Source organism: Bradyrhizobium sp. DOA1, assembly GCF_001593325.1.
Taxonomy (GTDB): domain Bacteria; phylum Pseudomonadota; class Alphaproteobacteria; order Rhizobiales; family Xanthobacteraceae; genus Bradyrhizobium.
The window spans coordinates 3,755,559-3,776,725 of the sequence record NZ_JXJM01000001.1 but is presented as its reverse complement, the minus strand read 5'-3'; the positions used below and the strand labels follow the sequence as shown (position 1 = coordinate 3,776,725).

Below are 21,167 nucleotides of genomic sequence, written 5' to 3'. Positions count from 1 at the left end.
GACACCTCGACGATATAGGTTCTGCTCGCGCTTTCACAATGATGTTCGAAAAGTCCCCGCGTTCATCGCGTCAATCCCGACTTGATCGCGACGTCCTGCACCTGCCGCGTCACCTGCGTCAGCTTCGGCAGCGCCGCATCGCGAAAAGTGGGCATGTCCATGCGCGTCGCATCGATGGTGACGCTCAATCCGCCGACCACCAGGCCCTGCGCATCGAAAATCGGCGTTGCCAGCGTGCGTAGGCCGTAGGCGTTCTCGCCGTCCGACACGGCATGGCCTTTCTTCTTCACCTGATCGAGCCGGGCGAGCAGGGCATCGAGATCGGTGAGCGTCCGCTCCGACAATTTGACGCGCGGCCGTGACTCCAGGCGCGAGATCTGCTCATCGCGCCCCAGATGGGCCAGCAAGACGTGCCCGAGGGCAGCGCTGTAGGCGGGAATCCGCGTGCCTGGCCGGCGGTCCATCTTGTGACGGTCGAGGCCGGCGCCGACGCGCGCGAGATAGACCACATCGCCCCCGTCGAGGATACCGAGCGAGGCCGCGTCGCCCACACCAGGCACGAGCTCCCGCAACAGCGGCTCGACGACCGTCCGCAGCGATCCATGCGACAGCACGGTGTAGCCGATGTCGAGGCAGGCCATGCCAAGGCGGAACCGGCGGCTTTGCGGCACCGCCTGGACGTAGCCGAGCTCGACCAGCGTCTGGATTAGCCGGAATGCCGTTCCGCGATCGAGGTCGGCGCGTGCGGCAATCTCACTCAGCGTGAGTTCGAAGGCCTCGCTACTGAAACTCCTGAGCACGGCGAAGGCCTTGCCGACGGAAGCAACGTAATTCTTGGGATTCTGCGCGCCAGCTTCAGGTTTGCGCCGTGCGGCCTTGGTTTCGACCTTGGTCATGCCGAGTGTCCCGTCAGGACAGCCATCGCCCTTGACGCGGGGACGCGCTGATTTTACGACAGGTCAACTCAATAACAAATGTTCGCATTCCGAACAACATCGATCCGCCATCGGAGGAAGTATTGTCGACATCATCGCTGCACCCTCATGGCGTGTTCTCTGCCGCGCTGACGCCGCTCGATGCCGAGCTCGTTCCCGATCATCAGCGTTTCGTCGAACACTGCCGCTATCTCCTGGACGAAGGCTGCGACGGCATCGCGATGCTGGGCACGACGGGGGAGGCGAACTCTTTCTCGATCGCCGAACGCACGGCGCTGTTGGAGGCCGCGATCGCCGGCGGCATCAAGCCGAACCAGTTACTGCCGGGCACCGGCGTTGCCGCGCTCACCGACACCATCGCACTGACGCGTCATGCCCTTTCGGTCGGCGTCGACACCGTGGTGATGCTGCCGCCGTTCTACTACAAGAACGTCAGCGATGACGGCATCTATGCCGCCTATAGCGAGATCGTGCAGCGCATCGGCGATGCAAGGCTCAAGGTCGTCCTCTATCACTATCCGCAGATGTCGGCGCAGCCGATCTCGCATGCGCTGATCGAGCGGTTGCGCAAGACCTATCCGGCGACGTTCACCGGCATCAAGGATTCGTCCGGCGATTTCGCCAACATGACGGCGATGGTGGAGCGTTTCCCCGGGTTCGCCGTCCTGGGCGGCGCCGATCCGCTGATGCTGCCGCTACTGCGCAAGGGCGGCGCGGGATGCATCACCGCGACCTCCAATCTCGTCGCGCGTAGTCTTGCCTATGTCTACAAGCATTTTCGCGACAGCGACGACGATCCCGCCCTCAAGGCGGCGCAGGAGCGCATCGTAAAAGCCCGCGAGCTGGTCTCGCAGTTTCCGCAGATGGCTTCGCTGAAGGCGCTGGCGGCCGACCGCACCAAGCACGCCGGATGGCAGCGCCTGCGGCCGCCACTAGAGTCCTTGCAGCCCGACCAGCTGAAAACGCTGCTGGCGAATGCCACCGCGTTCGCTGCCGCTTTCTAGGCGCGGCCGGCGAGGCGATCCGATGTCCGACTCCTTCCAGGATGCGCTGACCAATCTCGCCGCAATCGTCGGCGACAAGCATGTCATCGCGTCCGGAGCCGACCAGGAGCCTTACGTGGTGGACTGGCGCGGACGCTATCACGGCCGAGCGGTTGCGGTGGTGAAGCCCGGCTCCACCTCCGAAGTCGCTTCCGTCGTCAAATACTGCGCCGACAGGCACCTCACGATCGTGCCGCAAGGCGGCAACACCGGCATGTGCGGGGCCGCGACGCCGGACGATCGGGCGGGCAGTGTCGTCATCCGGCTCGACCGCATGCGGGCCGTGCGCGACATCAGCCCGCTCGCCAACACGATCACGGTCGAAGCCGGCTGCATTCTTGCCGAGGTGCAGAATGCAGCGCGCAACGTCGATCGTTACTTTCCCCTGAGCCTGGGCGCCGAGGGCTCCTGCCAGATCGGCGGCAACGTCTCTACCAACGCAGGCGGCACGGCCGTGCTGCGTTATGGGCCGACGCGCGATCTCGTGCTCGGGCTCGAGGTCGTGTTGCCCGATGGCCGTGTGTTCAACGGCCTGCGGGCGCTGCGCAAGGACAACACCGGTTATGCCCTGAAGCAGCTCTTCATCGGCGCGGAGGGCACGCTCGGCATCGTCACCGCGGCTGTGCTAAAGTTGTTCGCACCGCCGCGCAGCTCGGCGCTGGCGCTGCTGAAATTGCAAGGCGTCGAGCAGGCGCTCGACATCATGCAGCGTCTTCGCGGCGCGGTAGGTGACCGGCTCGGCAGCCTCGAAATCATGTCGCGCTCGCAGATCGCAGCCATCGTCGCAACCGTGCCGCATATGACCATTCCATTCGAGCTGACGACTCCGTGGTATCTGATCGTCGAACTGACCGATACACTCGCAGGAATCGACCTCAATGAGCCGCTTGCCACGGTGCTCGCGGAGGCGATGGAGGCTGGGCTCGCCGATGACGTCATCCTCGCCTCCAACCTCGCGCAGGCCAAGGCGATCTGGGCTGTCAGACACAGCGTGTCCGAGGGCAACAAACGCAGCGGCTATGTCGTGTCGCACGACAGCGTGGTGCCGCTGGAGCGGCAGGCCGACTTCGTGACCAATGTCGAAGCCCGCATCAAGGCCGCGGTTCCGCATGCGAACGTGGTGATGCACGGCCATATCGGCGACGGAAACATCCACGTGATCGCCCTGATCGACCGCGCGCATTGCCAGGAGTCCGCTGCAACGGCCGCTTTGGTGGCCGAGATCAACGAGATCGTCGACGACGAGACCGCAGCGCGGGGCGGAGCAATCAGTGCCGAGCACGGTATCGGCATCACCAATCGCAGCCGGCTCGCCCGCGTCACCGATCCGCTCGACATCGAGCTGATGCGGGGCATCAAGCAATTGCTCGACCCAAACGGCCTGATGAATCCGGGCAAGATTTTCGCGGCCGGAGGTGTGCGACGATGACGAGCGTTCGCCTGCTTGCCGACGATCTCACCGGGGCGCTCGACACCGCGGCGGAGTTCGTCGGCCTGTGCGGACCGTTCGACGTTACATGGCCGGATGCGGCCGTCGTATCGTCCTCTCCGAGCCTTGCGATCGATAGCGGGACGCGCGAGCGATCGAAGGCCGAGAGCATTGAGATCGTAGCGCGGCTGGCGCCGCAGCTTCGCGGAGCGACGATCGCCTACAAGAAGGTCGATAGTCTTCTTCGTGGCGCGTGGGCGGCCGAATTCGGCGCCTGCCTGCGCGGCGGCGATTGGGCGTCCTGCGTAGTCGCGCCCGCCTTCGACTATCAGGGGCGCCGTACCGTCGGGGGCCAGCAATTCGCGCGCACCGTGCAAGGCGATTGGCACCGGGTCGGTGACAATCTGCTGTCTCAATTGCGGCAGGACGGCATCGCGGCGCAGCAGGGCGGGGCCGATACCTTGTCGCAGGGCGGCGTCCAGGTGTTCGATGCCGAGAGTGACATCGATCTCGATCGGATCGTCGCGATGGGACAGCGCATGCCGGGGCCTGTGCTATGGTGCGGCAGTGGCGGACTCGCCGGCGCACTCGCCCGCAGCCATCGCGCCGATGCGCCAGGCCAATTGAAGCTGCCGGTACTGGGGTTGTTCGGGTCGGACCAGCCTGCGACTGCGTCTCAGCTGACGGCGTGCGGCGCGGCGACCATCGCGCTTGCGGAAGGCGAGGGCGCTGCGCCCGTCCGGCGCAAGCTGTCCGAGGACGGCGTGGCGCTGGTCAAATTCTCACTCGCGGAAGGTCTCAGTCGCGCCGAGGCGGCGCGGCGGATCGCGCGCGAAATGACGACGCTGATCTCGGCGCTCGAACCGCCGGGCACGTTGATCGTTGCCGGTGGCGAGACGCTGAAGGCCGCGTGCGTTGCCCTCGGTGCGCATGCGCTCCAGGTGACGGGACGTATCGTGCCGGGCTTGCCGCGCTCGATTCTGCAGGGAGGCCGGTGGTCCGGCGTGGACGTGGTCTCGAAGTCCGGTGCATTCGGGCCGAGCGCGCTCTGGCGCGATCTGCTCCGGGACAATCATTTGCTCAACATGGAGAGCCCGACATGACCTCTCGGCATCTTGCCATCACGATGGGCGATCCTGCGGGGATCGGGCCGGAGATCATCGTCAAGGCCTGCGTCGGACTGAAGGACCGGATCGCAAAGAGCGATTTGCGTCTGCTGATCATCGGCAGCGGCGCGGCGCTCGAGGGTGCAAGAGCGGCACTCGGCGCCGACATCGCCATTCCCGAGGTCAGCAACCAAGATCGTGACTGGCCCAATCTGTGCTTCCTCCAGGCCGACGCCGAAGGCGAGCCGATCAAGCCCGGCGTGCTCAGCGCCGACGGCGGCCGCTTTGCCTACAAGGCGATCGAGCAGGGCGTGCGCCTGACGCAGGCGGGACGGACCTCCGCCATCGTCACGGCACCGCTCAACAAGGAGGCGCTCAACAAGGCCGGCTATCATTTCCCCGGACATACCGAGATGCTTGCGCATCTCACCGGCGTGCGCGGCTCGGTGATGCTGCTTGCTCATGGCAACATGCGCGTCAGCCATGTCTCGACCCATGTCGCGCTGGAGGATGTGCCGAAACGCCTGACGCCGGAGCGCCTGCGCATGGTGATCGACCTCACCAACGACGCGTTGCGGCGGCTCGGCATTGCCAGGCCGAAGATCGCGATTGCCGCGCTCAATCCGCATGCCGGTGAGGGCGGCCTGTTTGGCCGGCAGGATATCGATGTGTCGGCACCGACGATCGCCAAGGCGGTCGCCGACGGTCTCGACGTCGTCGGCCCGGTGCCCGGCGACACCATCTTCGTCAAGCTGCGCGCGGGCCAGTACGATGCCGCGGTCGCGATGTACCACGATCAGGGACACATCCCCGTCAAGCTGCTCGGCTTCCAGGTCGATCCCGCCACCGGTCGCTGGCAGGAGCTCTCCGGCGTGAACATCACGCTGGGTTTGCCGATCATCCGTACCTCCGTCGATCACGGCACCGCTTTCGACATCGCCGGCAAGGGCATCGCCAACGAGCACAGCCTGATCGAGGCCATCGACTATGCCGAACGTCTGGCCGCTGGCGCCTCCGCATCCAAGTCATGAGACCGAGCCCACGATGACCAATGCCTTCGCGCCCATCGAGATCCTTCGTCCGACCGTCCTCGAATTCGGCTGCGGCACGATTGCCGCTGCGGCACGCTTCGCCGAACGGATCGGCGCAAGACGGCCATTGGTGATTTCCGACGCTTTCAACGCCCGCCGTGTCGACACGCTGGCGCTGCCGGGCACGGTGAAAGTGTTCGGCGACGTGAAGCCGGAGCCGGACCTGCCCAACCTCCAAAAGGCAGTGGCGATGGCGAAGGATCTCAAGCCCGATCTCGTCGTCGGCTTCGGCGGCGGCAGCGCGATGGATCTGGCCAAGCTGGTCGCGGTGATGTGCACGAGCGATGTGGCCTTCGCGGACATCGTCGGGCCGGAGAAGGTGGCCGGTCGCAGCGTAGCGCTGATGCAGATCCCGACCACGTCGGGGACCGGCAGTGAGGCGGGCACCCGCGCGCTCGTCACTGATCCGGTCAGCCAGAACAAGCAGGCGGTGCAGAGCCGCTTCATGCTGGCCGACATCGCGATCGTCGATCCCGATCTGACGATGACAGTGCCGAAAGAAGTCACGGCGGCGACCGGCGTCGACGCGCTGGCGCATTGTGTCGAGGCCTATACCAGCCGCAAGGCGCATCCGACGATCGACCTCTACGCGCTCGAAGGTGCGCGGCTGGTCGGGCAGTATCTCGAGCGGGCAGTGGCCGATGGCGGCGATCGTGAGGCGCGTGCGGGCCTGGCACTGGCCTCGCTCTATGGCGGCTATTGCCTCGGACCGGTGAATACCACTGCCGGTCACGCGGTCGCCTATCCGCTCGGCACGCGCCATCATATCGCCCATGGCCTAGCCTGCGCCGTGATCTTTCCGCACACGCTGGCCTTCAACATGCCGGCGGTGGAGGCGAAGACCGTCGCAGTGCTCCGGGCGCTCGGGTTACCGGAGCGGGGCGATGCAAAGCTGGCGTTCGAGGCAACCTACAGGTTCTGCGCCGATCTCGGCATCGAGATGCGGTTGTCGGCGCTCGGCGTGCCCCGCGCCGATCTCGCGGTGATGGCGGATGAGGCCCACGCCATTCGCCGCCTGCTCGACAACAATCCGCGCGACCTCGGCCGGCATGCGATCCTGAACATGTACGAGGTCGCGTTCTAGCCTTCTTCGCCGCTCGCTCGCGCGCGGCTACCAATCAACAACATTGAAAACAGAGGAAACTTCGATGAGATCGACGTGGCTTGTTCTTGCCTCACTCGTGCTGCTGGCGGCCTCGCCGGCAAAGGCCCAGGATGGTTATCCCTCTAAGCAGGTGACGGTGATCGTTCCCTTCGCTGCCGGTGGCACCGCCGACATCCTCGCCCGCATGGTCTCGAACCATTTGCAGGCGAAGCTCGGCAAGCCTTTCGTGGTCGAGAATGTCGGCGGCGCCGGCTCCATCCTCGGCGTGACGCGGCTGGCGAAGTCGGCGCCCGATGGCATTACGCTCGGCGTTGCCAGCACGTCCGCGCTCGCGATCAATCCGTCGCTCTATGGGCCGAAGCTCAGCTACCAGCCGGACAAGGATCTGCTGCCGGTCGCCCAGATCAGCATCGTGCCCAACGTCCTCGTCGTGAACCCCAACAAGATCAAGGCGCGCACGGTGCCGGAGCTGATCGCCTATCTCAAGGCAAACCCGGACAAGATCTCGTTCGGCTCGGCCGGGGTTGGCACGTCGCAGCATCTTGCCGCCGAACTGTTCCAGCAGATGACCGGCACCAAGATGGTGCACGTGCCTTACAAGGGCTCGAGCCAGATGCTGACCGACCTGCTCAGCGGCCAGATCGACCTCGCTTTCGACAACGTGCCGCTGCTGCTGCCGCAAGTGAAGACCGGGCAGCTCGCGATGCTCGCGACCGCAACTCCGAAACGCGCCAACTTCGATCCGGCAGTTCCAGCCGTTGCCGAATTTCTGCCGGGCTTCGAAGCCGTCGCCTGGCACGGCTTCTTCGTGCCGTCGGGAACGCCGAAGCCGATCGTCGAGAAGCTCTCGGCCGAGATCCGTGCCTTCATGCAGCAGCCGGAGACGGTGCAGAAGATGGCCGAGCTCGGTGCCACCGCGGTCGCGCTGGATTCCGAGCCGTTCGCGGCCTACATCGCAACGGAGACGGCGCGATGGAAGAAAGTGATCGAGGCCGCGAACATCAAGCTGGATTAGATCCCGAGTCCCTGCGCCAACTCGCCAGCGGGGCGTCTGAAGGGTCGGGTCTCCTGCAGCTGTTGAGGAGACACGACCCATTCACCGGAGCGCTTGCCAGCCCAGGGCCGAGCAGGTAGAACGCTGCCACGCCTGAGCCGTGATTTGCGCCAAACGCGCTTTCGGCGACAGTCGGGCAAATCAGCAAGTTATTGAATTTGTTCGACTATTCCTTGGGGAATGGTGTAACGGTAGCACAACAGACTCTGACTCTGTTTGTCTTGGTTCGAATCCAGGTTCCCCAGCCACTTAGCCGTTTCAATAGACAAATCAAATAGTTAGGCGGAAACGCTGCGCGCAAAGTCGGTGCCATTCGTAACCGCTTGTCGGCACCAGCAGGGGTAGCCAGCGACTCAATTTTGCCACAATCTTTGCGCAAGATAATTGCGCGTTCGGAGGCTGCTCCGAAACAAAAGCACACAGAGAACCGTTCCACCGCTCGCCTAACCCAGCGGGCCAACCTCTGTTTGTGCTCTTTTGTCGATCGCGTCCCGTTTCAAATCCCTTCTCGGTATCGAGGCCAAAGCCGCGCCCAGCCTCGCTGACGGCAGCGGCTTCTATTTCGATTTGTTCGGCGCGACGCCGACCTTGGCCGGCGTGACCGTCACGCCCTACAGCGCCATGACGTGCGCGCCGGTCGCGTGCGCAGTGCGTTCGATCTCTGAGCCGGCAGGCTCGCTTCCCCTTCACATTTACAAGCGGCTCGCGGACGGCGGCAAAGAGAAGGCCACCGGCCATCCCCTCTACACGCTCCTCCACGACGCCCCGAACAGCTTCGCTCCAGCCGCGCTGTTTCGCACCCAGCTTATGGCCGACGCGCTTTTGCAGCCGCACGGCGCGTTCGCGCAAATCATTCGCGTTGATGGCGGCAAGGCCGCAGAACTGATCCGGCTTGATCCCAGGAGCACACCGGTTGCCGTCGATGACAGCGAGATTGAACCGACCTACAAGGTGAATGGTCGCGAGATCGCTGCCGCCGACCTGATCCATATCCCGTCCCCGGCTTACGATCAGCGCAAGGGCCTGGTCGGCGAAGGTCGCGAGGCCATTGCACTGGCGCTTGTGCTTGAGCGTCATGCATCGCGCCTGTTCGGCAACATGGCGCGCCCCAGCGGCGTGCTGTCCCTCAAGGGCAACGTGACCGAAGCGACGCTCAAGGCGGCCAAAGCTGCCTGGCAAGCTTCTCAAGGCGGCGACAACGGCGGTGGCACTGCCGTGATTCCTTCTGACGCTTCGTGGGAGCCGCGTGCTTTCAATAGCGTCGATAGTCAATTCATCGAAATGCGGACGTATGCCGTGGCGGAAATCGCGAGATTATTTCGCGTCCCGTTGCACATGTTGATGCAGGTCGATCGTGCTCAGCCGCGCTCGATTGAATCGATCGGCCAAGAATTTTTGTCGCAAGCCTTGTTGCCCCGCCTCAAGGCTTTCGAGCAAGAGCTTGAATTGAAGCTGCTCACGCCGGAAGAGCGCGACCAGTATTGCATCGAATTCAACTTGGATGGATTTGCGCGCGCCGATCTCCTCACGCGAGCGCAAGCAATGAGCACCGCTGTATCGTCGCGCGTGCTCAACCCGAACGAAGCCCGACAGATGGGCTTTGGTCTCCCGGCCTATGAGGGCGGCGACGTGTTCGAAAACTTCAACACCTCATCCGCTCATGCCGGCGGCAAGCTCAACAGCAACACTAACGATCAAGAGGCGGCCTGATGCTTCGCACCATCCACCTGCACGGCAGGCTCGGCAAGGAATTCGGCGCTTCCTATCAGTTTGACGTAGCGACGGCCGCTGAAGCGCTGCGCGCGCTCAACTGCGCCTTCCCCGGTCGCTTCGTGAAAGCAATTGAGCGCGGGTCTTACCGGATCGTCCGGGGCGACAAGCGCAACGGGATGCAGCTCGACATCGACCTGATCAATCAGTTCAACCTCGGCCACGCTGACTTGCACATGATCCCGGTCGTAAAGGGTGCCAAGAACGAAGCGGCCAAGGGCACCACCAAGATTGTTCTCGGTGCCGCTCTTGTCGGCGGCGCGATCTTCCTATCCGGCGGCATGCTTGCCACGCCTATCGGTGCGCTGAGCGGAATTCCGCTGGTCGGCGGCATGAGCTACGGCACGGTAGCCGCGCTGGGCCTGGGCCTCGCCTTGGCTGGCGCGTCAACGCTGCTCACCAAACCGGCCGGCGAGCAAACCCAAGCTTCCAACGGTCTCAGCGTCAACGGCGGCAACATCGGCAACTCAGGCAGGCAAGGCGACGCTATTCCGCTGATCTACGGCGAGTGCTTTGTCGGATCTACGCCGGTTCAAGCGTGGTCCGACGTTGAAGACATCAGCGTCTATGCCGACAGCGCCGGCTCAATCGAGACCGCTTTTGGGGAGGCCGGCTGATGGCTGATCTCATCACGTTCTTTGGCGACGGCGAGCACACGTTCAAGCTCACGCCGGCACTCATTCGCGAGCTTGAGACCAAGTGCGGTCCCATCGGCGGCATCGCCACTCGGCTGTTCGCGCGCAACTTCGCTCAGGCCGACCTTACCGAAACTATACGGCTCGCGCTCATCGGCGGCGACACATCCCCCAAGCGCGCCCATGAACTGATCGTGGCGTATGTCGACGGCCGGCCGCTCGCCGAAACCTACGACCTCGCCACGAAAATCCTGGAGCGAACGCTTTTCGGCAAACCTCATGAGACAAGCAATGGATAAGCTCGAAATCAAAGCTTCGCTCAGTGTCACCGATGCGGGAGAGATCACTGGCACCGCATGGCCGTTTGGCGAACCAGACACGGCCGGCGATCTGATCGTCAAAGGCGCATTCAATTTCGTCTCGAATGAGCTTCCGATTTTATTCCAGCACAATCCGGCTGACCTCATCGGGACCTGGACTGATGCAGCGGAGACAGCGGACGGCTTGGTCGTAAAGGGCAAGCTCCACATGGACCAGCCGCGAGCCCGAACGGTGCTCGGCATGGTCAAAAGTGGCCTGGTCTCCGGCTTGTCGATTGGCTTCAAGACGAAGGCCTCGACCCAGCAGGGCCGAAACCGCGTCATCGCCGCGCTCGATCTCTACGAGATCAGCGTCGTCCGCAATCCCAGCCATCCGCGCGCGCGTATCACTGCCGCGAAGAACTATGACGCCGCACTCGCGGCGGCCGATCTCATCAAGCGTTTCACGGCAACGCTGAAATCCTAGGAGCTATGGACCACCCAATGAAGACTTCGAACGCACTCGAATTTAAAGACACCGGCGAGGCCGACGATCCGATCGCGTCTGTGGCGAAAGAGCTGGCAGAGCTGAAGGCGGCCCTCGAAACGAAGGCTGCCAACGACAACACCAAGCTCACCGAGCGGTTGGACCGTATCGAGGCCAAGATCAATCGCCCGGCCAATCGTGCGGCGAACGACAATGAGTCGAAGATCGAAACCAAGGCGTTCGAGTCTTTCCTTCGCGGCGGCGCCGACAAGATGGATGATCTCGAAAAGAAGTCGCTGGTCGTCAGCAACAACACTGCGATCGCACCGCCGGAATTCGGCAACGAAATCCTGAAACTGCTGCGCCAGTTCTCGCCCATCCGTCAGTATGCGAACGTCCGCACCATTGGCGCTGGTCAGGTCAAGTATCCCCGGCGCACCGGCAGCCCGGCCGCTGTGATTGTCGGCGAAACCGACGACCGCACCGGAAGCGAGCCGTCGTATGAGCAGATCGGCATCACTCCGTTTGAGTATGCGACCTTTACGGACATTTCCAACTGGCTGCTCGAAGACAACGCCTATGGCATCGAGGGCGAACTTCACTCGGAGTTCGGTGAGGCTTTCGGCATTGGCGAGGGCACCCACTTCGTCAAGGGCAACGGCACCACTCAGCCGATGGGCCTGCTGACTGCCGCCGGCATCACCACCGTCGTCACCGGCAACGCCACCAACTTCCCGACCTCAACGCCGGCTGACGTGCTGATCAACATGTTCCACAAGCTCCCGGGCGTTCATGCTCAGAATGGCGTGTGGCTCATGAACCGCAACACGCTCGGTGCTATCCGCCTTTGGAAGGACGGCATGGGCCGCTATCTCGTCCTCGACCCCATTTCGGAAGGCGCGCCCACGACCTTGCTGGGCCGCCCGATCGTCGAAGCAGTCGATATGCCCGACATTGCGGCCAATGCCTTCCCGGTCATGTTCGGCGACCTCAAGGGTTACCGCATCGTGGACCGCGTCGGCATTTCGATCCTTCGCGACCCCTACACGCTGGCGACCAAGGGCCAAGTCCGCTTCCACGCGCGCAAGCGCGTCGGCGCCGACGTGACCCATCCCGATCGCTTTGTGAAGCTCAAGGTCTCGGCGACCTAAGGAAAGCAACTATGCGGCTCGCAGCGAATACCTTCAGCCTCCAGCTTGGAGACAGGTCCTTTGACCTGAAGCCGTCGCTGCGAGCCGCATTCATCCTCTACGAACGCTATGACGGCTTCCATAACCTTTCGCGCCATCTCGCCGAAGGAAGCCTGACCGCCGCCCTAGACATCATCAGCGCGACCATCGTCGACGCGAAGGCCTGGGGCAAATATGCCCTGCCGGCCAATGGTGCTGTCGTGCGCGACCTCTTGGCCGCAACCGGTGACCTGATCGAATTCGTCATGCTGCTCGCTGGGGCCGACGACAAGGCCAGCGACAAGCCGCAGACGGGCAAGCCGCTTCCATTCGATGAATACTTCACCCAGCTTTTCCAGATCGGCACCGGCTGGCTTGGCTGGACGCCCGATGACACCTGGGAAGCAACGGTTTCCGAGATCATCAACGCTCAAAAGGGCCGCATGGACATGCTCAAGGCCCTGTTCGGCAGCAAGGAACAAACTGCGGAAGCTTCTGAGCTTGGCAACGTCAAGGCCGATCTCAACGCGATCGGCGATCTCACCAACCATTCGAGGCCGCGCTGATGGCCTGGAAACCGCGCCGCGTGTGTCGCTGCGGCAAGATCATATCGGCAACCGACCTCTGTGAATGCCAGATCAGGCAAAAGGCAGAGGCCGACCAGCGTAGGCCCAGCGCCAACGATCGCGGCTATGACAGCAAGTGGAAGCAGGCGCGCCGTAGCTTCCTCGATAAGCACTCGCATTGCGTCATGTGCGGCAAGCCCGCCGTCGTGGTCGATCACAAGACACCGCATCGCGGCGACAAGGCCAAGTTCTGGGACAAAGGCAATTGGCAACCTCTTTGCGCCCATCACCACAACAGCAGCAAGCAGTCTCAGGAGCGCCAGCAATGAGCGACAAGGCCCTTTGGCGCGCCGTGATCCAGCAAGCGATCACGGATGCAACCCTACCTCTCTCGACCAAGCGTCGTTCCATTCGCCTCGACCAGATGCGCACCCGCGAATGGCTGACTGAGCCGAACAGCGACTTTGAGGACGTTTGCAGCCTCGCAGAGCTGGACCCGATCAAGGTGCGCAAGCATGCGCTGCCCTTGATCGCAGAGGCCGAAAAGAACGATCAGCCCATGCCTGAGCGCATGCCGCAGCGCCGCGTCCGCTTCTCGGCGAGGCATACCCGGGGGGTGGGTGAAAACATCAACAAAAGCGCGAACGACCGGTGCCCCCGGGTCGTGCAGGACCGCGTCTAATTGGAGTTTTTCTGACCATGCCCGGCATCACCCTCGACCGAGCCAAAGCCCACTTGAACGTCACCCTGGACGCCGACGACGCCTTGCTTACCGACAAGTTGGCGGCGGCAAAGGCCTGGGTTGGCGCCTATACGGCCTCCGATCCGGACGCGGACACGGCCCCAGCGCCGATCCGCGAGGCTACGCTACAGCTGGTTGGGCATCTCTACGCCAATCGCGAGGCGACCCTGGTTGGCGTCACCGCTCAGGAATTGCCCTTCGGCTTCCTCGATTTGCTGGCCCCTTATCGCGCGTTCTGCTTCTGAAATGACGACTTCTGACCCTTCTTTGGCACTCCAAAAGGCCATCCGAGCACGCCTGATTGCGAGCCCAGAGCTGATGGCCCTGGTCCAGGCTGACCATGTGATGGACGCCAATGGCCGACCGGAGATCATGCCGGCTGTCTACATCGGCGAAGGGCAATCGATCCTGCGGCGTTGGGGCGCGACTTCTTTCGCGACTTTGCACGTCTGGTTCCAAGAGCCGGGCTTGGTCCAGTGCAAGGAAGCCGTGTCGGCCATTGTCGGGGCGCTTCGGATCGATGCCCAGGCTGATGGCGTGCTGCCGATCGAAGGCTTCACCGTCCACGACATGCAGGCCACCCAGACCCGCTACCTTCGGGACAGCTTCGGTTCATTCAGCCATGGCGTTGTGACGGTCGCGGCGATCGTCCAAGCGAGGGCGGCATGAGGGCCGGCAGCCTTGACCGCGTCATTGAAATCCAGCGCCGCACCACCGGCCTGGACCACTACGGCACGCCCGTAGAGGCCTGGACCACGTTCGCCACCATGCGGGCGCAACTCCTCAAGAACGCCACCGACGACCGGGAGGGCGCGCGCGGGCACACCACGGACGCGGTGTTGACCCTCCGCATGTATTACTTCGCCAGCCTGAGCCTCAATGATCGGCTGCTCTACGAGGAAAAGCATTTCGAGATCACTGGCATCACCGAGATCGGCCGGCGTGTCGGCATGGACGTGACCTGTCAGCGGGTCGGCGCATGATCCCGTCAGTGAGGAAGGGCCAAATGCTTCTCCTGTTCTCGGCGGAGGATTTGATATTTTTGGGCCTCACTTTTTCCGAGCGCGATCAGTCTTTCGCGGTAAGCCTCGAATTCAGTAAGCGCCTCTTTAAATCGCTCCTGCGCGTCTTCCATTTCATCATGCAACGTTGTGAGTGCCGCTTCTGCATCCGTCCTGTCCTGATGCATGGCCGGGGTTCTCGTAAGGTGATTGCGCGAGGCGTTGAAAGCCCATTCTTTCTGGATTACGCGGGACGCGCTAGCACGCAGCTTGAACAATTCGATTGCCAGTTCGCGCTTTGTTGCGTCGGGCGTGGTGGGAAGTGCATCGACGACCTGGAGGATGAAATCGCCGGGCTTATCTTTGTCAAAGCCGCGCTCACCCAGCTCCGTGAGGACTTTCGTCCCGCTCGCTTCCTTTTCAAGCGCGTTAGAAATGCGGGCGAGCAAGTGTGCGGCCGCACGCAGACCAGGAAGCTCCTTTTCCAACCTGTCCTGCTCTTTTCCTCTGGCGGTCAGCCGGAGTTGCCGGGTCACGTTCATGGTGGCCACGAGAAGCCCCAGACCGGTGATGGTGCCCCCGATGGCGCCTCCTATCAAGGTTTGCCACCGCGAAATGCCTTCAAGGCTGATCGGCGCCAAGGTCAAGGCTCCCGCCAACAGCGCGATGAACAGCAGGAGAGAAACGGCAAAAAGATCGTAGCGTTGATTCATGCGGCAACGTTGCCGGCTGTCCCGCCGTTTGTCGAGAGGGTTGCGGCATGAAAGGCCGAAAACCACAGCTTGTCGGCGACGCTAGCGCGCTAAACGCCTCGACCAAGCCGCCGGCTTGGTTGAGCAAGCACGCCAAAGCCGAATGGCGCCGCGTTGCACCAATCCTCATTGATCGCCGCATCTTGACAGATACCGATCTCACGAGCTTGGAGCACTATTGCACGGCGACCGGCCAAGTCAGAGAGATGCAGAAGATCATCGCTTGCGAAGGGAGCGTGGTCATGACCGAGCGCGGCTTACGCGCGCATCCCGCCGTCCGCATTCAGGCGGACGCCATGAACCGCGCTCGCCTTATTGGAAATGAGCTAGGCCTCAGCCCCACAAGCCGCAACCGCCCCGCTATTCGAACCGACCAGGAAGACGATGACAGTGCATCCGACCTGGGTGTTTGATCAGACACCCATCCCGGACCCGCACGGGCGCGGCGAACGCGCTGTGAAATTCTTCCGGGCTTTGAAGCATCCTAAGTCGACCGCGCCCCGGCGTGCGTTTGAGCTTGCGCCGTTCTGGGAGCGCATTCTGCGACGCATCTATGGGCCTTCCGACGCCAACGGCGATCGGGAGGTGCGGACGGTGTTTATTCAAATCCCCCGAGGGGCCCGTAAAGCGACGTTTGGCGCTGCGCTCAGCCTTTTGCACTCTTGCGGCCATGAGAAGGTGCCCGGCGGCGCCTGCATTCTTGCCGCGAGCGCTGAGGATCAGGCTGAGCTTGCCTTTGACGAAGCGCGGGCCTTCGTGAAGGCAACGGCGCCGCTCGCCAAGGCCACCTATATTGTCGAATCCGAATTGGAGCTTGAGCATGTGGCTTCTAGCTCGACCTTGAAGGCCATTCCGGCCGAAGGCGACGTGCAGCAAGGTAAGACGCCGTATTTCGTCCTCATCGACGAACTGCACGTGTGGAAGAACCGCCGCCTCTGGCGCGCGCTGAAGAGCGGCCTGCTCAAGGTGCCTAACACCCTGCTAGTGATCATCACTACGGCAGGGCGTGGCCAAGACAACTTGGGCTTTGAGGAATACGCCTATGCCAAGAAAGTTGCGACGGGCGAGATCGTCAACCCTGCCTATCTGCCGATCATCTTTGAGCCGCCCGCGAAGTTCGACTGGCGCGACGAAAAGGTCTGGCACACCGTCAACCCAGGCCTGAAATACGGCTTCCCGGATATCAAGGGCATGCGGCAAGCCGCATCGGAGGCCGCCGACAAGCCGGCCGATCGCGAGGATTTCTGTTGCTACAATCTGAACCAATGGATCGACGCCAGCTCGAGTCCCTTCGTTTCAATGGAGGTTTACGACGAAGGCAAGGCGCCGGTCGACCTGGACGCGCTCGCTTCGCGCCCGTGCTGGCTTGCGGTCGATCTCTCATCGAACACCGACCTGTCAGTCGTCACGGCAGCATGGCCCGACGATGAAGGCGGCTATGATGTGCATCCATGGTTCTTCGTTCCGCGCGCCAACCTTCGCGAGCGGGAGAATAAGACGAATGCGCCTTATATCCAATGGGAACGCGACGGACTGATCACCGCGACGGAAGGGAACGTGATCGACTTCGATAAGGTGCAAGCCACTATCGAAGAGCTTTGCGGTCGGTTTAACGTGCAGGAGATCGCTTTCGACCCTTACATGGCACGCATGATGCAGGCCCGATTGCTCGAAAAGGGATTGCCGGTCGTCGATTTCAGGCAGGTCCCCAGCCTCATGATGCCCGCGCTATCGGAACTAGAGCGCTCGATTATCGCGAGGCGCTTCCGGCATGGCGGGCATCCGGTGTTGCGGTTCTGCTTCGCCAACGCGGAGGTTGAGCGGAACAGACAACAACATGCGGTGCGGTTCCACAAATCCAAGCGCTGGCTGAGTATCGACGGTGCGGTCGCGACAGCTATGGCCGTTAGCCGCGCCTCGACGGGCGAAAGCAACAGATCGCTCTACGATCTCCCTAACGCTGTTGACCTACTTTCGTGGTGATGCATGGCCGATAACGACGACTTCGAAGATCTGCCGGACAAGATCACCAAAAAGCTATCGGCAGTCATTCGCGAGCAGGCCGAACGCTTGTCGCAGGCCCAGCGCGACGCGTTGCAGGGCCTTGAACAATCGCCCGATGAAACAGGGCACCTTGAAGAGTCTTGCCGCGTCGAACCCGGCGAGAATGAATTGGAGTGGGTAGTTCTCGCGGGCGGACCGCTTACCACGAAGGAGGTCCGCGAGGGCAGCGGAGAACCATTCGATTACGCCAATGCAATGGAATGGGGCACAAGCCATCAGCCGGCGCGACCGTTCTTTTACCCCACCTACAACGCCATGCGTGACGAGATGCAGCGGGCAATTGAAGATGCCATAAACGAGGTTCTAAATGACTGAGACTTACCGCGAGATCACCTGGGCTGGCGGCACCCATAAATTCGACCTGGGGCACCCTTGGGTTCGCCGCGTCATGAGCTACCGAGGCCCAGCGCCGGCCGCTGCGTTGGCGCGGTTTGAGGCGGGCAACTACACCCCGGAGGATGTAGAGCGACTGATCGAATTGGGACTGATCGGCGGTGGCGTGGCGGAGCGCGAGGTTGAGGCGCTGCTGGACCAGTATGTGCGACATAAGCCGTTAGCGCCCAACGTTATCATTGCCAGCACTGTCCTGGCCGCGCTCTTTGTTGGAGCTGCCTGATGCGCATTCCCGTCTCGCTCAACCTAGACCAGTTGAAGGAACAGCTGCGGCAAACGACGTCGCTCACCGGGAGCGCCAGTCGCCAGATCGCGAAGCAGTTCCTCGACATGAACAAAGACCTCGCCAAGGACGCGATCTTTGCGACGATGGGGCGCGGCGCTATCGATCTAGCCGGCAAGGTCGCACTGGCGGTTGGCGCCTACAAGCTCATGACGGCCGCGATCAGCGGCGCCCGTGAGCAAATGCAACAGATGGTCGACATCGCCGACAAGGCTCAAAACCTTGGCGTCTCGCCGGCATTCTTGCAGGCCTTCACCGCGGAAGCGCGCAGGCTCAAAGTTGAGGCGGGCGAGCTCGAATCCGCCTTAGATCACGCGTTTCAGGCAACCAAGGACCGCTCGCCGATCGACATTGGCGAGTGGAGCGTTGGCGAGGAAAAGATCACTGCCGTAGAGCACGCGCTTCGGGTCTACAACGGAACGTTGGCAAAGACCGCCGGCCAGACGTTGCAAGGCTTGGTCTTGTTCCGGGATGCTCAGACCCAAGAGGACAAGATCAAGGCTGTGCTCGCGGCCATGATCCAGCTCGACAAGATCGGCCAGCACGCGGCCAGTCTGGACCTGGGCGAGAAGATGTTCGGCTCGCAGCTCATTGACCGGGTGAGGCAGGGTAAGTCCAGCGCCGAAAGCATGTTGCAAACGATCAAAGATGCGAGCGCGAACGCGGACGGGATTTTCAGCAATGCCCTGGTGGAGCGCGCGAAGGAAGTCGACGACCAACTCAAGCTCGCCCATCAACGCCTCTCGACGGCCCTAAAGCCATCCTGGGATGATCTCGCCAGCGTTATGATGGACATCAAGGGCGCATGGGCAGACGTGATCGGCTATATTTCCAAGGCCGTGGAGTTGACTAACAAGCTCCCGCGCATTCCCGGCATGCCTGCCAGCTCGACCGACTTGGAGGCTAAGCGTGACGCGCTCGCCCAGGTCAACGCGCGCCTGAATGGGACAGGCGGCGGGCTGCTCGGCAGCGTCAACCTTCCACCGTTGTCGATCCCCGGCATCGGTCAGGTCTACGCTGGCACGACGGCGGACCTGGAGGCGCACCGCGATCGACTGCAAAAGGAGATCACTGCCCTGACGGCAAACGGGGAGCAGTATGGCCCGCCGGCGCCCAACCAGACGCGGGGCACCGGCCCGGCGCCGACCAAGATCAGCACCGGCAGCAACGTGGACAAGCTCGGCTCAGCCGCCGACAGCATCGAAAAGCGCATCGCCGCATTGCAGGCGGAGGCGGCCGGGCTCGATTTGACAACGGCCGCGCGGGAGCGCGGCAAGGTGGCTGCACAGCTTGAAACCGTCGCCATGCAGGCCAACGCCGCCGCTGGGAAGGGCGAGGGCGTGGTTACGGCTGAGCAGCGTCAGCGTATCGAGGAAGTCACCGAGGCCTATGGGAAAGCCACCGAGGCCATCGAAAAGGCGACCGTCGCACAGTCAATCCGGCGCGGCGGGCAGACGGCATTATTGGACCCCAGCGACGTCGCAATCGCGGAACAACTTAGGGGCCTCTATCCGAATGTTTCGGAGGCGTTGAACTCGGTAGAGGCGAGCGCAATGCGGACGAACGAAGCCATGCGGTCCATCGGCAGCACCATGAGCAGCAGCCTGACGACTGGTCTTGCGGACATCCTGGATGGGACCAAAAGCGTGTCGGCTGGCTTCGCTGACATGTCCCGGGCGATCGTCCGCGCCATGGAAGAGGCCATGATCAAAATGCTGATCGTGCAGCCACTCATGCGCTCCCTGGGCGGCATGTTCGGCGGGGCCGGCAGCATAATGGTTGGCGACTACTCCATGCCGACGTTCGCCGATGGTGGACCCGTGACGGGACCGGGCGGCCCCAGGGATGACCGAGTTTTGGCCCGCTTGTCGCCGGGCGAGTATGTAGTCAACGCCCACGCCACCGCCAAACACCGCGACCTCCTGGAGCGCATCAACCGCGCCCCCAGGTTTGCGGATGGCGGATTGGTTGGCGGCTCAGCCGGCGGCGGAGCGTCGTCGGCGCCCATGATCGCGCCATCGAATGTCATCGCGCCGCAGATCAGCGTCTCGGTGCAGGGGAGTCCGGGGCAATCCTCGCAGGACCATCAGCGCATGGGCGAGACCATCGCCCAGGCAGCCCAACATCAGATCAAGTCGCTGATCGCCCAGGAACTCCGCACCCAGCGGCGCCCAGGCGGCGTGCTGCGATAACAAACCCGGTGAAGGTCTACTCGCGGACGCTATATCCGGTCATTGGACGATCAACCTGAAATGCGAAAGCCACCGCCCGGCGAAGACGGTGGCTTTCTAAGGAGTGCCGAACGTTGCCATTGCTCAATAGAACGCCCGAACGAGATCAGTATAGCGCCGCGCGCCCGATCCCACAGGACAACCAGCCCACAAAGCGGTCGAAAAAAGTCCCCAAACGGGTTCGGCAATCCGCCTTCAAGGACAAGCAAACCCTCGCAAAGATAGCGTCTTTCCGCGTTCCGGCTCACGTGCTGGCCGAAGAGACTTCAGTTGCACACCCCACACCCTCTAATCTCTCTATCGACAGCTCTGTAACACCACTCTCCAACGACAATATACCCGTGTGGGCTCTTACCGGTGACGTGGTCAAAGCCGTGGCCGCGACAGCGGCCCTCCAGATCGCAGACAAGCCCGCCTATGCGTTTACGTTCAATCTGACTCAGAAGGCGCGGGAAAAGGCCCTGACTCATCCCAGGGGCTTCCTGGAGTCGCTGAAACGGTCCTTTGACAAGCAGCTGGCCCGGGCTGGCGTTCGGCTGCCTTACTGGTTCTGCATCGATCGGGATTGGGATGGCCGGCTGCACATTCACGGTGCTTTCAGCGCCGTCACCGAAAACGAGGTTCTGAAGGAAGTCATGCGCCGGGCCTGGGGTGCATCCCGGAAGGGAAGCCGGCAATACCAGATCAAAATAAAGCCGCTTCGCGACGACGGATGGGCAACCTACGCGACGCGGAATCTGCGTCGGGTGTCGACCAAAATTGGCACTGCGTTCACTATGACCCGACCGCTACAACAGGATGCGCAATGGACCTACAGCGAGGTGCGGAGGATCATGCGCTCCTAAATCAATTCCTCCAAAGTAGCTCCCGGTCGCAGCGAATATGCACCACTCCAGCGGCCGCGTTCTTTGTGCATTACGAACATGTCCTCCGAATCCGGTCTGTCTATCTTGCTCCTCCTCCACGTTGCGCTGTCGGAGGAGTATTGTTGCACTGTTGATCTTACCTGCGC

General features: G+C 62.5%; 25 protein-coding genes and 1 tRNA gene. 24 read left to right on the top strand and 2 right to left on the bottom strand.

Annotation, left to right across the window (positions count from 1 at the left end; all coding sequences use genetic code 11):
• Window positions 1-62: 62 nt before the first annotated feature.
• Entirely contained in the window at window positions 63-896 is an 834-nt protein-coding gene (locus tag SE91_RS18030) for an IclR family transcriptional regulator (RefSeq protein WP_061848538.1), read from the bottom strand.
• A gap of 122 nt (window positions 897-1,018) precedes the next feature.
• Here SE91_RS18030 and SE91_RS18025 point away from each other — a divergent pair, with 122 nt between their 5' ends.
• The 18 genes from SE91_RS18025 to SE91_RS17940 all read left to right on the top strand — a co-directional run bounded on the left by SE91_RS18025 (window position 1,019) and on the right by SE91_RS17940 (window position 14,414).
• Window positions 1,019-1,939: a dihydrodipicolinate synthase family protein gene (locus tag SE91_RS18025; RefSeq protein WP_060735784.1), complete on the top strand. Its 921-nt coding sequence runs from the start codon at window positions 1,019-1,021 to the stop codon at window positions 1,937-1,939.
• A gap of 22 nt (window positions 1,940-1,961) precedes the next feature.
• A complete protein-coding gene (locus SE91_RS18020) occupies window positions 1,962-3,407 on the top strand; it encodes an FAD-binding oxidoreductase (RefSeq protein WP_061848537.1) in 1,446 nt (481 codons plus the stop codon).
• The gene (locus SE91_RS18015; protein WP_061848536.1) at window positions 3,404-4,510 is read left to right on the top strand and encodes a four-carbon acid sugar kinase family protein; all 1,107 of its coding nucleotides are present in this window, start codon (window positions 3,404-3,406) and stop codon (window positions 4,508-4,510) included. The genes SE91_RS18020 and SE91_RS18015 overlap by 4 nt, the downstream gene beginning before the upstream one ends.
• A complete protein-coding gene (pdxA, locus tag SE91_RS18010; RefSeq protein WP_061848535.1) occupies window positions 4,507-5,544 on the top strand; it encodes a 4-hydroxythreonine-4-phosphate dehydrogenase PdxA in 1,038 nt (345 codons plus the stop codon). The genes SE91_RS18015 and pdxA overlap by 4 nt, the downstream gene beginning before the upstream one ends.
• A 13-nt stretch (window positions 5,545-5,557) precedes the next feature.
• Complete coding sequence (locus SE91_RS18005) at window positions 5,558-6,688, top strand: iron-containing alcohol dehydrogenase (protein WP_197489483.1); 1,131 nt, start codon at window positions 5,558-5,560, stop codon at window positions 6,686-6,688.
• A 64-nt stretch (window positions 6,689-6,752) separates the two neighbouring features.
• Window positions 6,753-7,724, top strand: coding sequence for a Bug family tripartite tricarboxylate transporter substrate binding protein (locus SE91_RS18000; RefSeq protein ID WP_061848533.1), 972 nt, complete (start codon window positions 6,753-6,755; stop codon window positions 7,722-7,724).
• 213 nt (window positions 7,725-7,937) lie between these two features.
• Window positions 7,938-8,011 (top strand) — tRNA-Gln (locus SE91_RS17995).
• A gap of 229 nt (window positions 8,012-8,240) precedes the next feature.
• Entirely contained in the window at window positions 8,241-9,473 is a 1,233-nt protein-coding gene (locus SE91_RS17990) for a phage portal protein (protein ID WP_061848532.1), read from the top strand.
• On the top strand, window positions 9,473-10,150 hold the full coding sequence (locus SE91_RS17985) for a tail assembly protein (protein WP_061848531.1): 678 nt from the start codon (window positions 9,473-9,475) through the stop codon (window positions 10,148-10,150). Before SE91_RS17990 ends, SE91_RS17985 begins: the two co-directional genes overlap by 1 nt.
• A complete protein-coding gene (locus SE91_RS17980) occupies window positions 10,150-10,467 on the top strand; it encodes a gene transfer agent family protein (protein WP_061848530.1) in 318 nt (105 codons plus the stop codon). The genes SE91_RS17985 and SE91_RS17980 overlap by 1 nt, the downstream gene beginning before the upstream one ends.
• Complete coding sequence (locus SE91_RS17975) at window positions 10,370-10,954, top strand: HK97 family phage prohead protease (RefSeq protein WP_349540751.1); 585 nt, start codon at window positions 10,370-10,372, stop codon at window positions 10,952-10,954. The genes SE91_RS17980 and SE91_RS17975 overlap by 98 nt, the downstream gene beginning before the upstream one ends.
• 17 nt (window positions 10,955-10,971) lie before the next feature.
• The gene (locus SE91_RS17970; protein WP_061848528.1) at window positions 10,972-12,105 is read left to right on the top strand and encodes a phage major capsid protein; all 1,134 of its coding nucleotides are present in this window, start codon (window positions 10,972-10,974) and stop codon (window positions 12,103-12,105) included.
• 11 nt (window positions 12,106-12,116) lie between these two features.
• Window positions 12,117-12,689 (top strand): hypothetical protein, encoded by a 573-nt coding sequence (locus tag SE91_RS17965; RefSeq protein WP_061848527.1) that lies wholly within the window; start codon window positions 12,117-12,119, stop codon window positions 12,687-12,689.
• On the top strand, window positions 12,689-13,018 hold the full coding sequence (locus SE91_RS17960) for an HNH endonuclease signature motif containing protein (RefSeq protein ID WP_061848526.1): 330 nt from the start codon (window positions 12,689-12,691) through the stop codon (window positions 13,016-13,018). Before SE91_RS17965 ends, SE91_RS17960 begins: the two co-directional genes overlap by 1 nt.
• Entirely contained in the window at window positions 13,015-13,371 is a 357-nt protein-coding gene (locus SE91_RS17955) for a hypothetical protein (protein ID WP_061848525.1), read from the top strand. The genes SE91_RS17960 and SE91_RS17955 overlap by 4 nt, the downstream gene beginning before the upstream one ends.
• 17 nt (window positions 13,372-13,388) lie before the next feature.
• Entirely contained in the window at window positions 13,389-13,676 is a 288-nt protein-coding gene (locus tag SE91_RS17950; protein WP_061848524.1) for a head-tail connector protein, read from the top strand.
• 1 nt (window position 13,677) lies between these two features.
• Window positions 13,678-14,100, top strand: coding sequence for a DUF3168 domain-containing protein (locus SE91_RS17945; RefSeq protein WP_061848523.1), 423 nt, complete (start codon window positions 13,678-13,680; stop codon window positions 14,098-14,100).
• Window positions 14,097-14,414 (top strand): head-tail adaptor protein, encoded by a 318-nt coding sequence (locus SE91_RS17940; protein ID WP_061848522.1) that lies wholly within the window; start codon window positions 14,097-14,099, stop codon window positions 14,412-14,414. Before SE91_RS17945 ends, SE91_RS17940 begins: the two co-directional genes overlap by 4 nt.
• A 5-nt stretch (window positions 14,415-14,419) precedes the next feature.
• Here SE91_RS17940 and SE91_RS17935 read toward each other — a convergent pair whose 3' ends face one another.
• Window positions 14,420-15,145: a hypothetical protein gene (locus SE91_RS17935; protein WP_061848521.1), complete on the bottom strand. Its 726-nt coding sequence runs from the start codon at window positions 15,143-15,145 to the stop codon at window positions 14,420-14,422.
• 47 nt (window positions 15,146-15,192) lie between these two features.
• On the opposite strand from SE91_RS17935, the gene SE91_RS17930 reads away from it, so the two are divergent.
• From SE91_RS17930 to SE91_RS17905, 6 genes are all read left to right on the top strand, one after another.
• Window positions 15,193-15,597, top strand: coding sequence for a phage terminase small subunit P27 family (locus SE91_RS17930; RefSeq protein WP_061848520.1), 405 nt, complete (start codon window positions 15,193-15,195; stop codon window positions 15,595-15,597).
• Window positions 15,569-17,167, top strand: coding sequence for a terminase large subunit (locus SE91_RS17925; RefSeq protein ID WP_197489481.1), 1,599 nt, complete (start codon window positions 15,569-15,571; stop codon window positions 17,165-17,167). Before SE91_RS17930 ends, SE91_RS17925 begins: the two co-directional genes overlap by 29 nt.
• A 3-nt stretch (window positions 17,168-17,170) precedes the next feature.
• Window positions 17,171-17,563 (top strand): HK97-gp10 family putative phage morphogenesis protein, encoded by a 393-nt coding sequence (locus SE91_RS17920; RefSeq protein ID WP_061848518.1) that lies wholly within the window; start codon window positions 17,171-17,173, stop codon window positions 17,561-17,563.
• Window positions 17,556-17,864 carry a gene transfer agent family protein gene (locus SE91_RS17915; RefSeq protein ID WP_061848517.1) on the top strand — a complete coding sequence of 103 codons (309 nt, stop codon included), beginning with the start codon at window positions 17,556-17,558 and terminating at the stop codon, window positions 17,862-17,864. Before SE91_RS17920 ends, SE91_RS17915 begins: the two co-directional genes overlap by 8 nt.
• On the top strand, window positions 17,864-20,116 hold the full coding sequence (locus SE91_RS17910) for a hypothetical protein (protein ID WP_061848516.1): 2,253 nt from the start codon (window positions 17,864-17,866) through the stop codon (window positions 20,114-20,116). The genes SE91_RS17915 and SE91_RS17910 overlap by 1 nt, the downstream gene beginning before the upstream one ends.
• Before the next feature lie 113 nt (window positions 20,117-20,229).
• Window positions 20,230-21,000, top strand: a complete 771-nt coding sequence (locus SE91_RS17905; protein ID WP_156489665.1) for a hypothetical protein — start codon at window positions 20,230-20,232, stop codon at window positions 20,998-21,000.
• Window positions 21,001-21,167 lie beyond the last annotated feature (167 nt).

Bases quoted from the DNA above. Each gene is read 5' to 3' on its own strand.
- SE91_RS18030 (WP_061848538.1), bottom strand. From the start codon at position 896: ATGACCAAGGTCGAAACCAAGGCCGCACGGCGCAAACCTGAAGCTGGC.
- SE91_RS18020 (WP_061848537.1), top strand. From the start codon at position 1,962: ATGTCCGACTCCTTCCAGGATGCGCTGACCAATCTCGCCGCAATCGTC.
- SE91_RS18015 (WP_061848536.1), top strand. From the start codon at position 3,404: ATGACGAGCGTTCGCCTGCTTGCCGACGATCTCACCGGGGCGCTCGAC.
- pdxA (WP_061848535.1), top strand. From the start codon at position 4,507: ATGACCTCTCGGCATCTTGCCATCACGATGGGCGATCCTGCGGGGATC.
- SE91_RS18005 (WP_197489483.1), top strand. From the start codon at position 5,558: ATGACCAATGCCTTCGCGCCCATCGAGATCCTTCGTCCGACCGTCCTC.
- SE91_RS18000 (WP_061848533.1), top strand. From the start codon at position 6,753: ATGAGATCGACGTGGCTTGTTCTTGCCTCACTCGTGCTGCTGGCGGCC.
- SE91_RS17985 (WP_061848531.1), top strand. From the start codon at position 9,473: ATGCTTCGCACCATCCACCTGCACGGCAGGCTCGGCAAGGAATTCGGC.
- SE91_RS17980 (WP_061848530.1), top strand. From the start codon at position 10,150: ATGGCTGATCTCATCACGTTCTTTGGCGACGGCGAGCACACGTTCAAG.
- SE91_RS17975 (WP_349540751.1), top strand. From the start codon at position 10,370: ATGTCGACGGCCGGCCGCTCGCCGAAACCTACGACCTCGCCACGAAAA.
- SE91_RS17970 (WP_061848528.1), top strand. From the start codon at position 10,972: ATGAAGACTTCGAACGCACTCGAATTTAAAGACACCGGCGAGGCCGAC.
- SE91_RS17965 (WP_061848527.1), top strand. From the start codon at position 12,117: ATGCGGCTCGCAGCGAATACCTTCAGCCTCCAGCTTGGAGACAGGTCC.
- SE91_RS17960 (WP_061848526.1), top strand. From the start codon at position 12,689: ATGGCCTGGAAACCGCGCCGCGTGTGTCGCTGCGGCAAGATCATATCG.
- SE91_RS17955 (WP_061848525.1), top strand. From the start codon at position 13,015: ATGAGCGACAAGGCCCTTTGGCGCGCCGTGATCCAGCAAGCGATCACG.
- SE91_RS17950 (WP_061848524.1), top strand. From the start codon at position 13,389: ATGCCCGGCATCACCCTCGACCGAGCCAAAGCCCACTTGAACGTCACC.
- SE91_RS17945 (WP_061848523.1), top strand. From the start codon at position 13,678: ATGACGACTTCTGACCCTTCTTTGGCACTCCAAAAGGCCATCCGAGCA.
- SE91_RS17940 (WP_061848522.1), top strand. From the start codon at position 14,097: ATGAGGGCCGGCAGCCTTGACCGCGTCATTGAAATCCAGCGCCGCACC.
- SE91_RS17935 (WP_061848521.1), bottom strand. From the start codon at position 15,145: ATGAATCAACGCTACGATCTTTTTGCCGTTTCTCTCCTGCTGTTCATC.
- SE91_RS17930 (WP_061848520.1), top strand. From the start codon at position 15,193: ATGAAAGGCCGAAAACCACAGCTTGTCGGCGACGCTAGCGCGCTAAAC.
- SE91_RS17925 (WP_197489481.1), top strand. From the start codon at position 15,569: ATGACAGTGCATCCGACCTGGGTGTTTGATCAGACACCCATCCCGGAC.
- SE91_RS17920 (WP_061848518.1), top strand. From the start codon at position 17,171: ATGGCCGATAACGACGACTTCGAAGATCTGCCGGACAAGATCACCAAA.
- SE91_RS17915 (WP_061848517.1), top strand. From the start codon at position 17,556: ATGACTGAGACTTACCGCGAGATCACCTGGGCTGGCGGCACCCATAAA.
- SE91_RS17910 (WP_061848516.1), top strand. From the start codon at position 17,864: ATGCGCATTCCCGTCTCGCTCAACCTAGACCAGTTGAAGGAACAGCTG.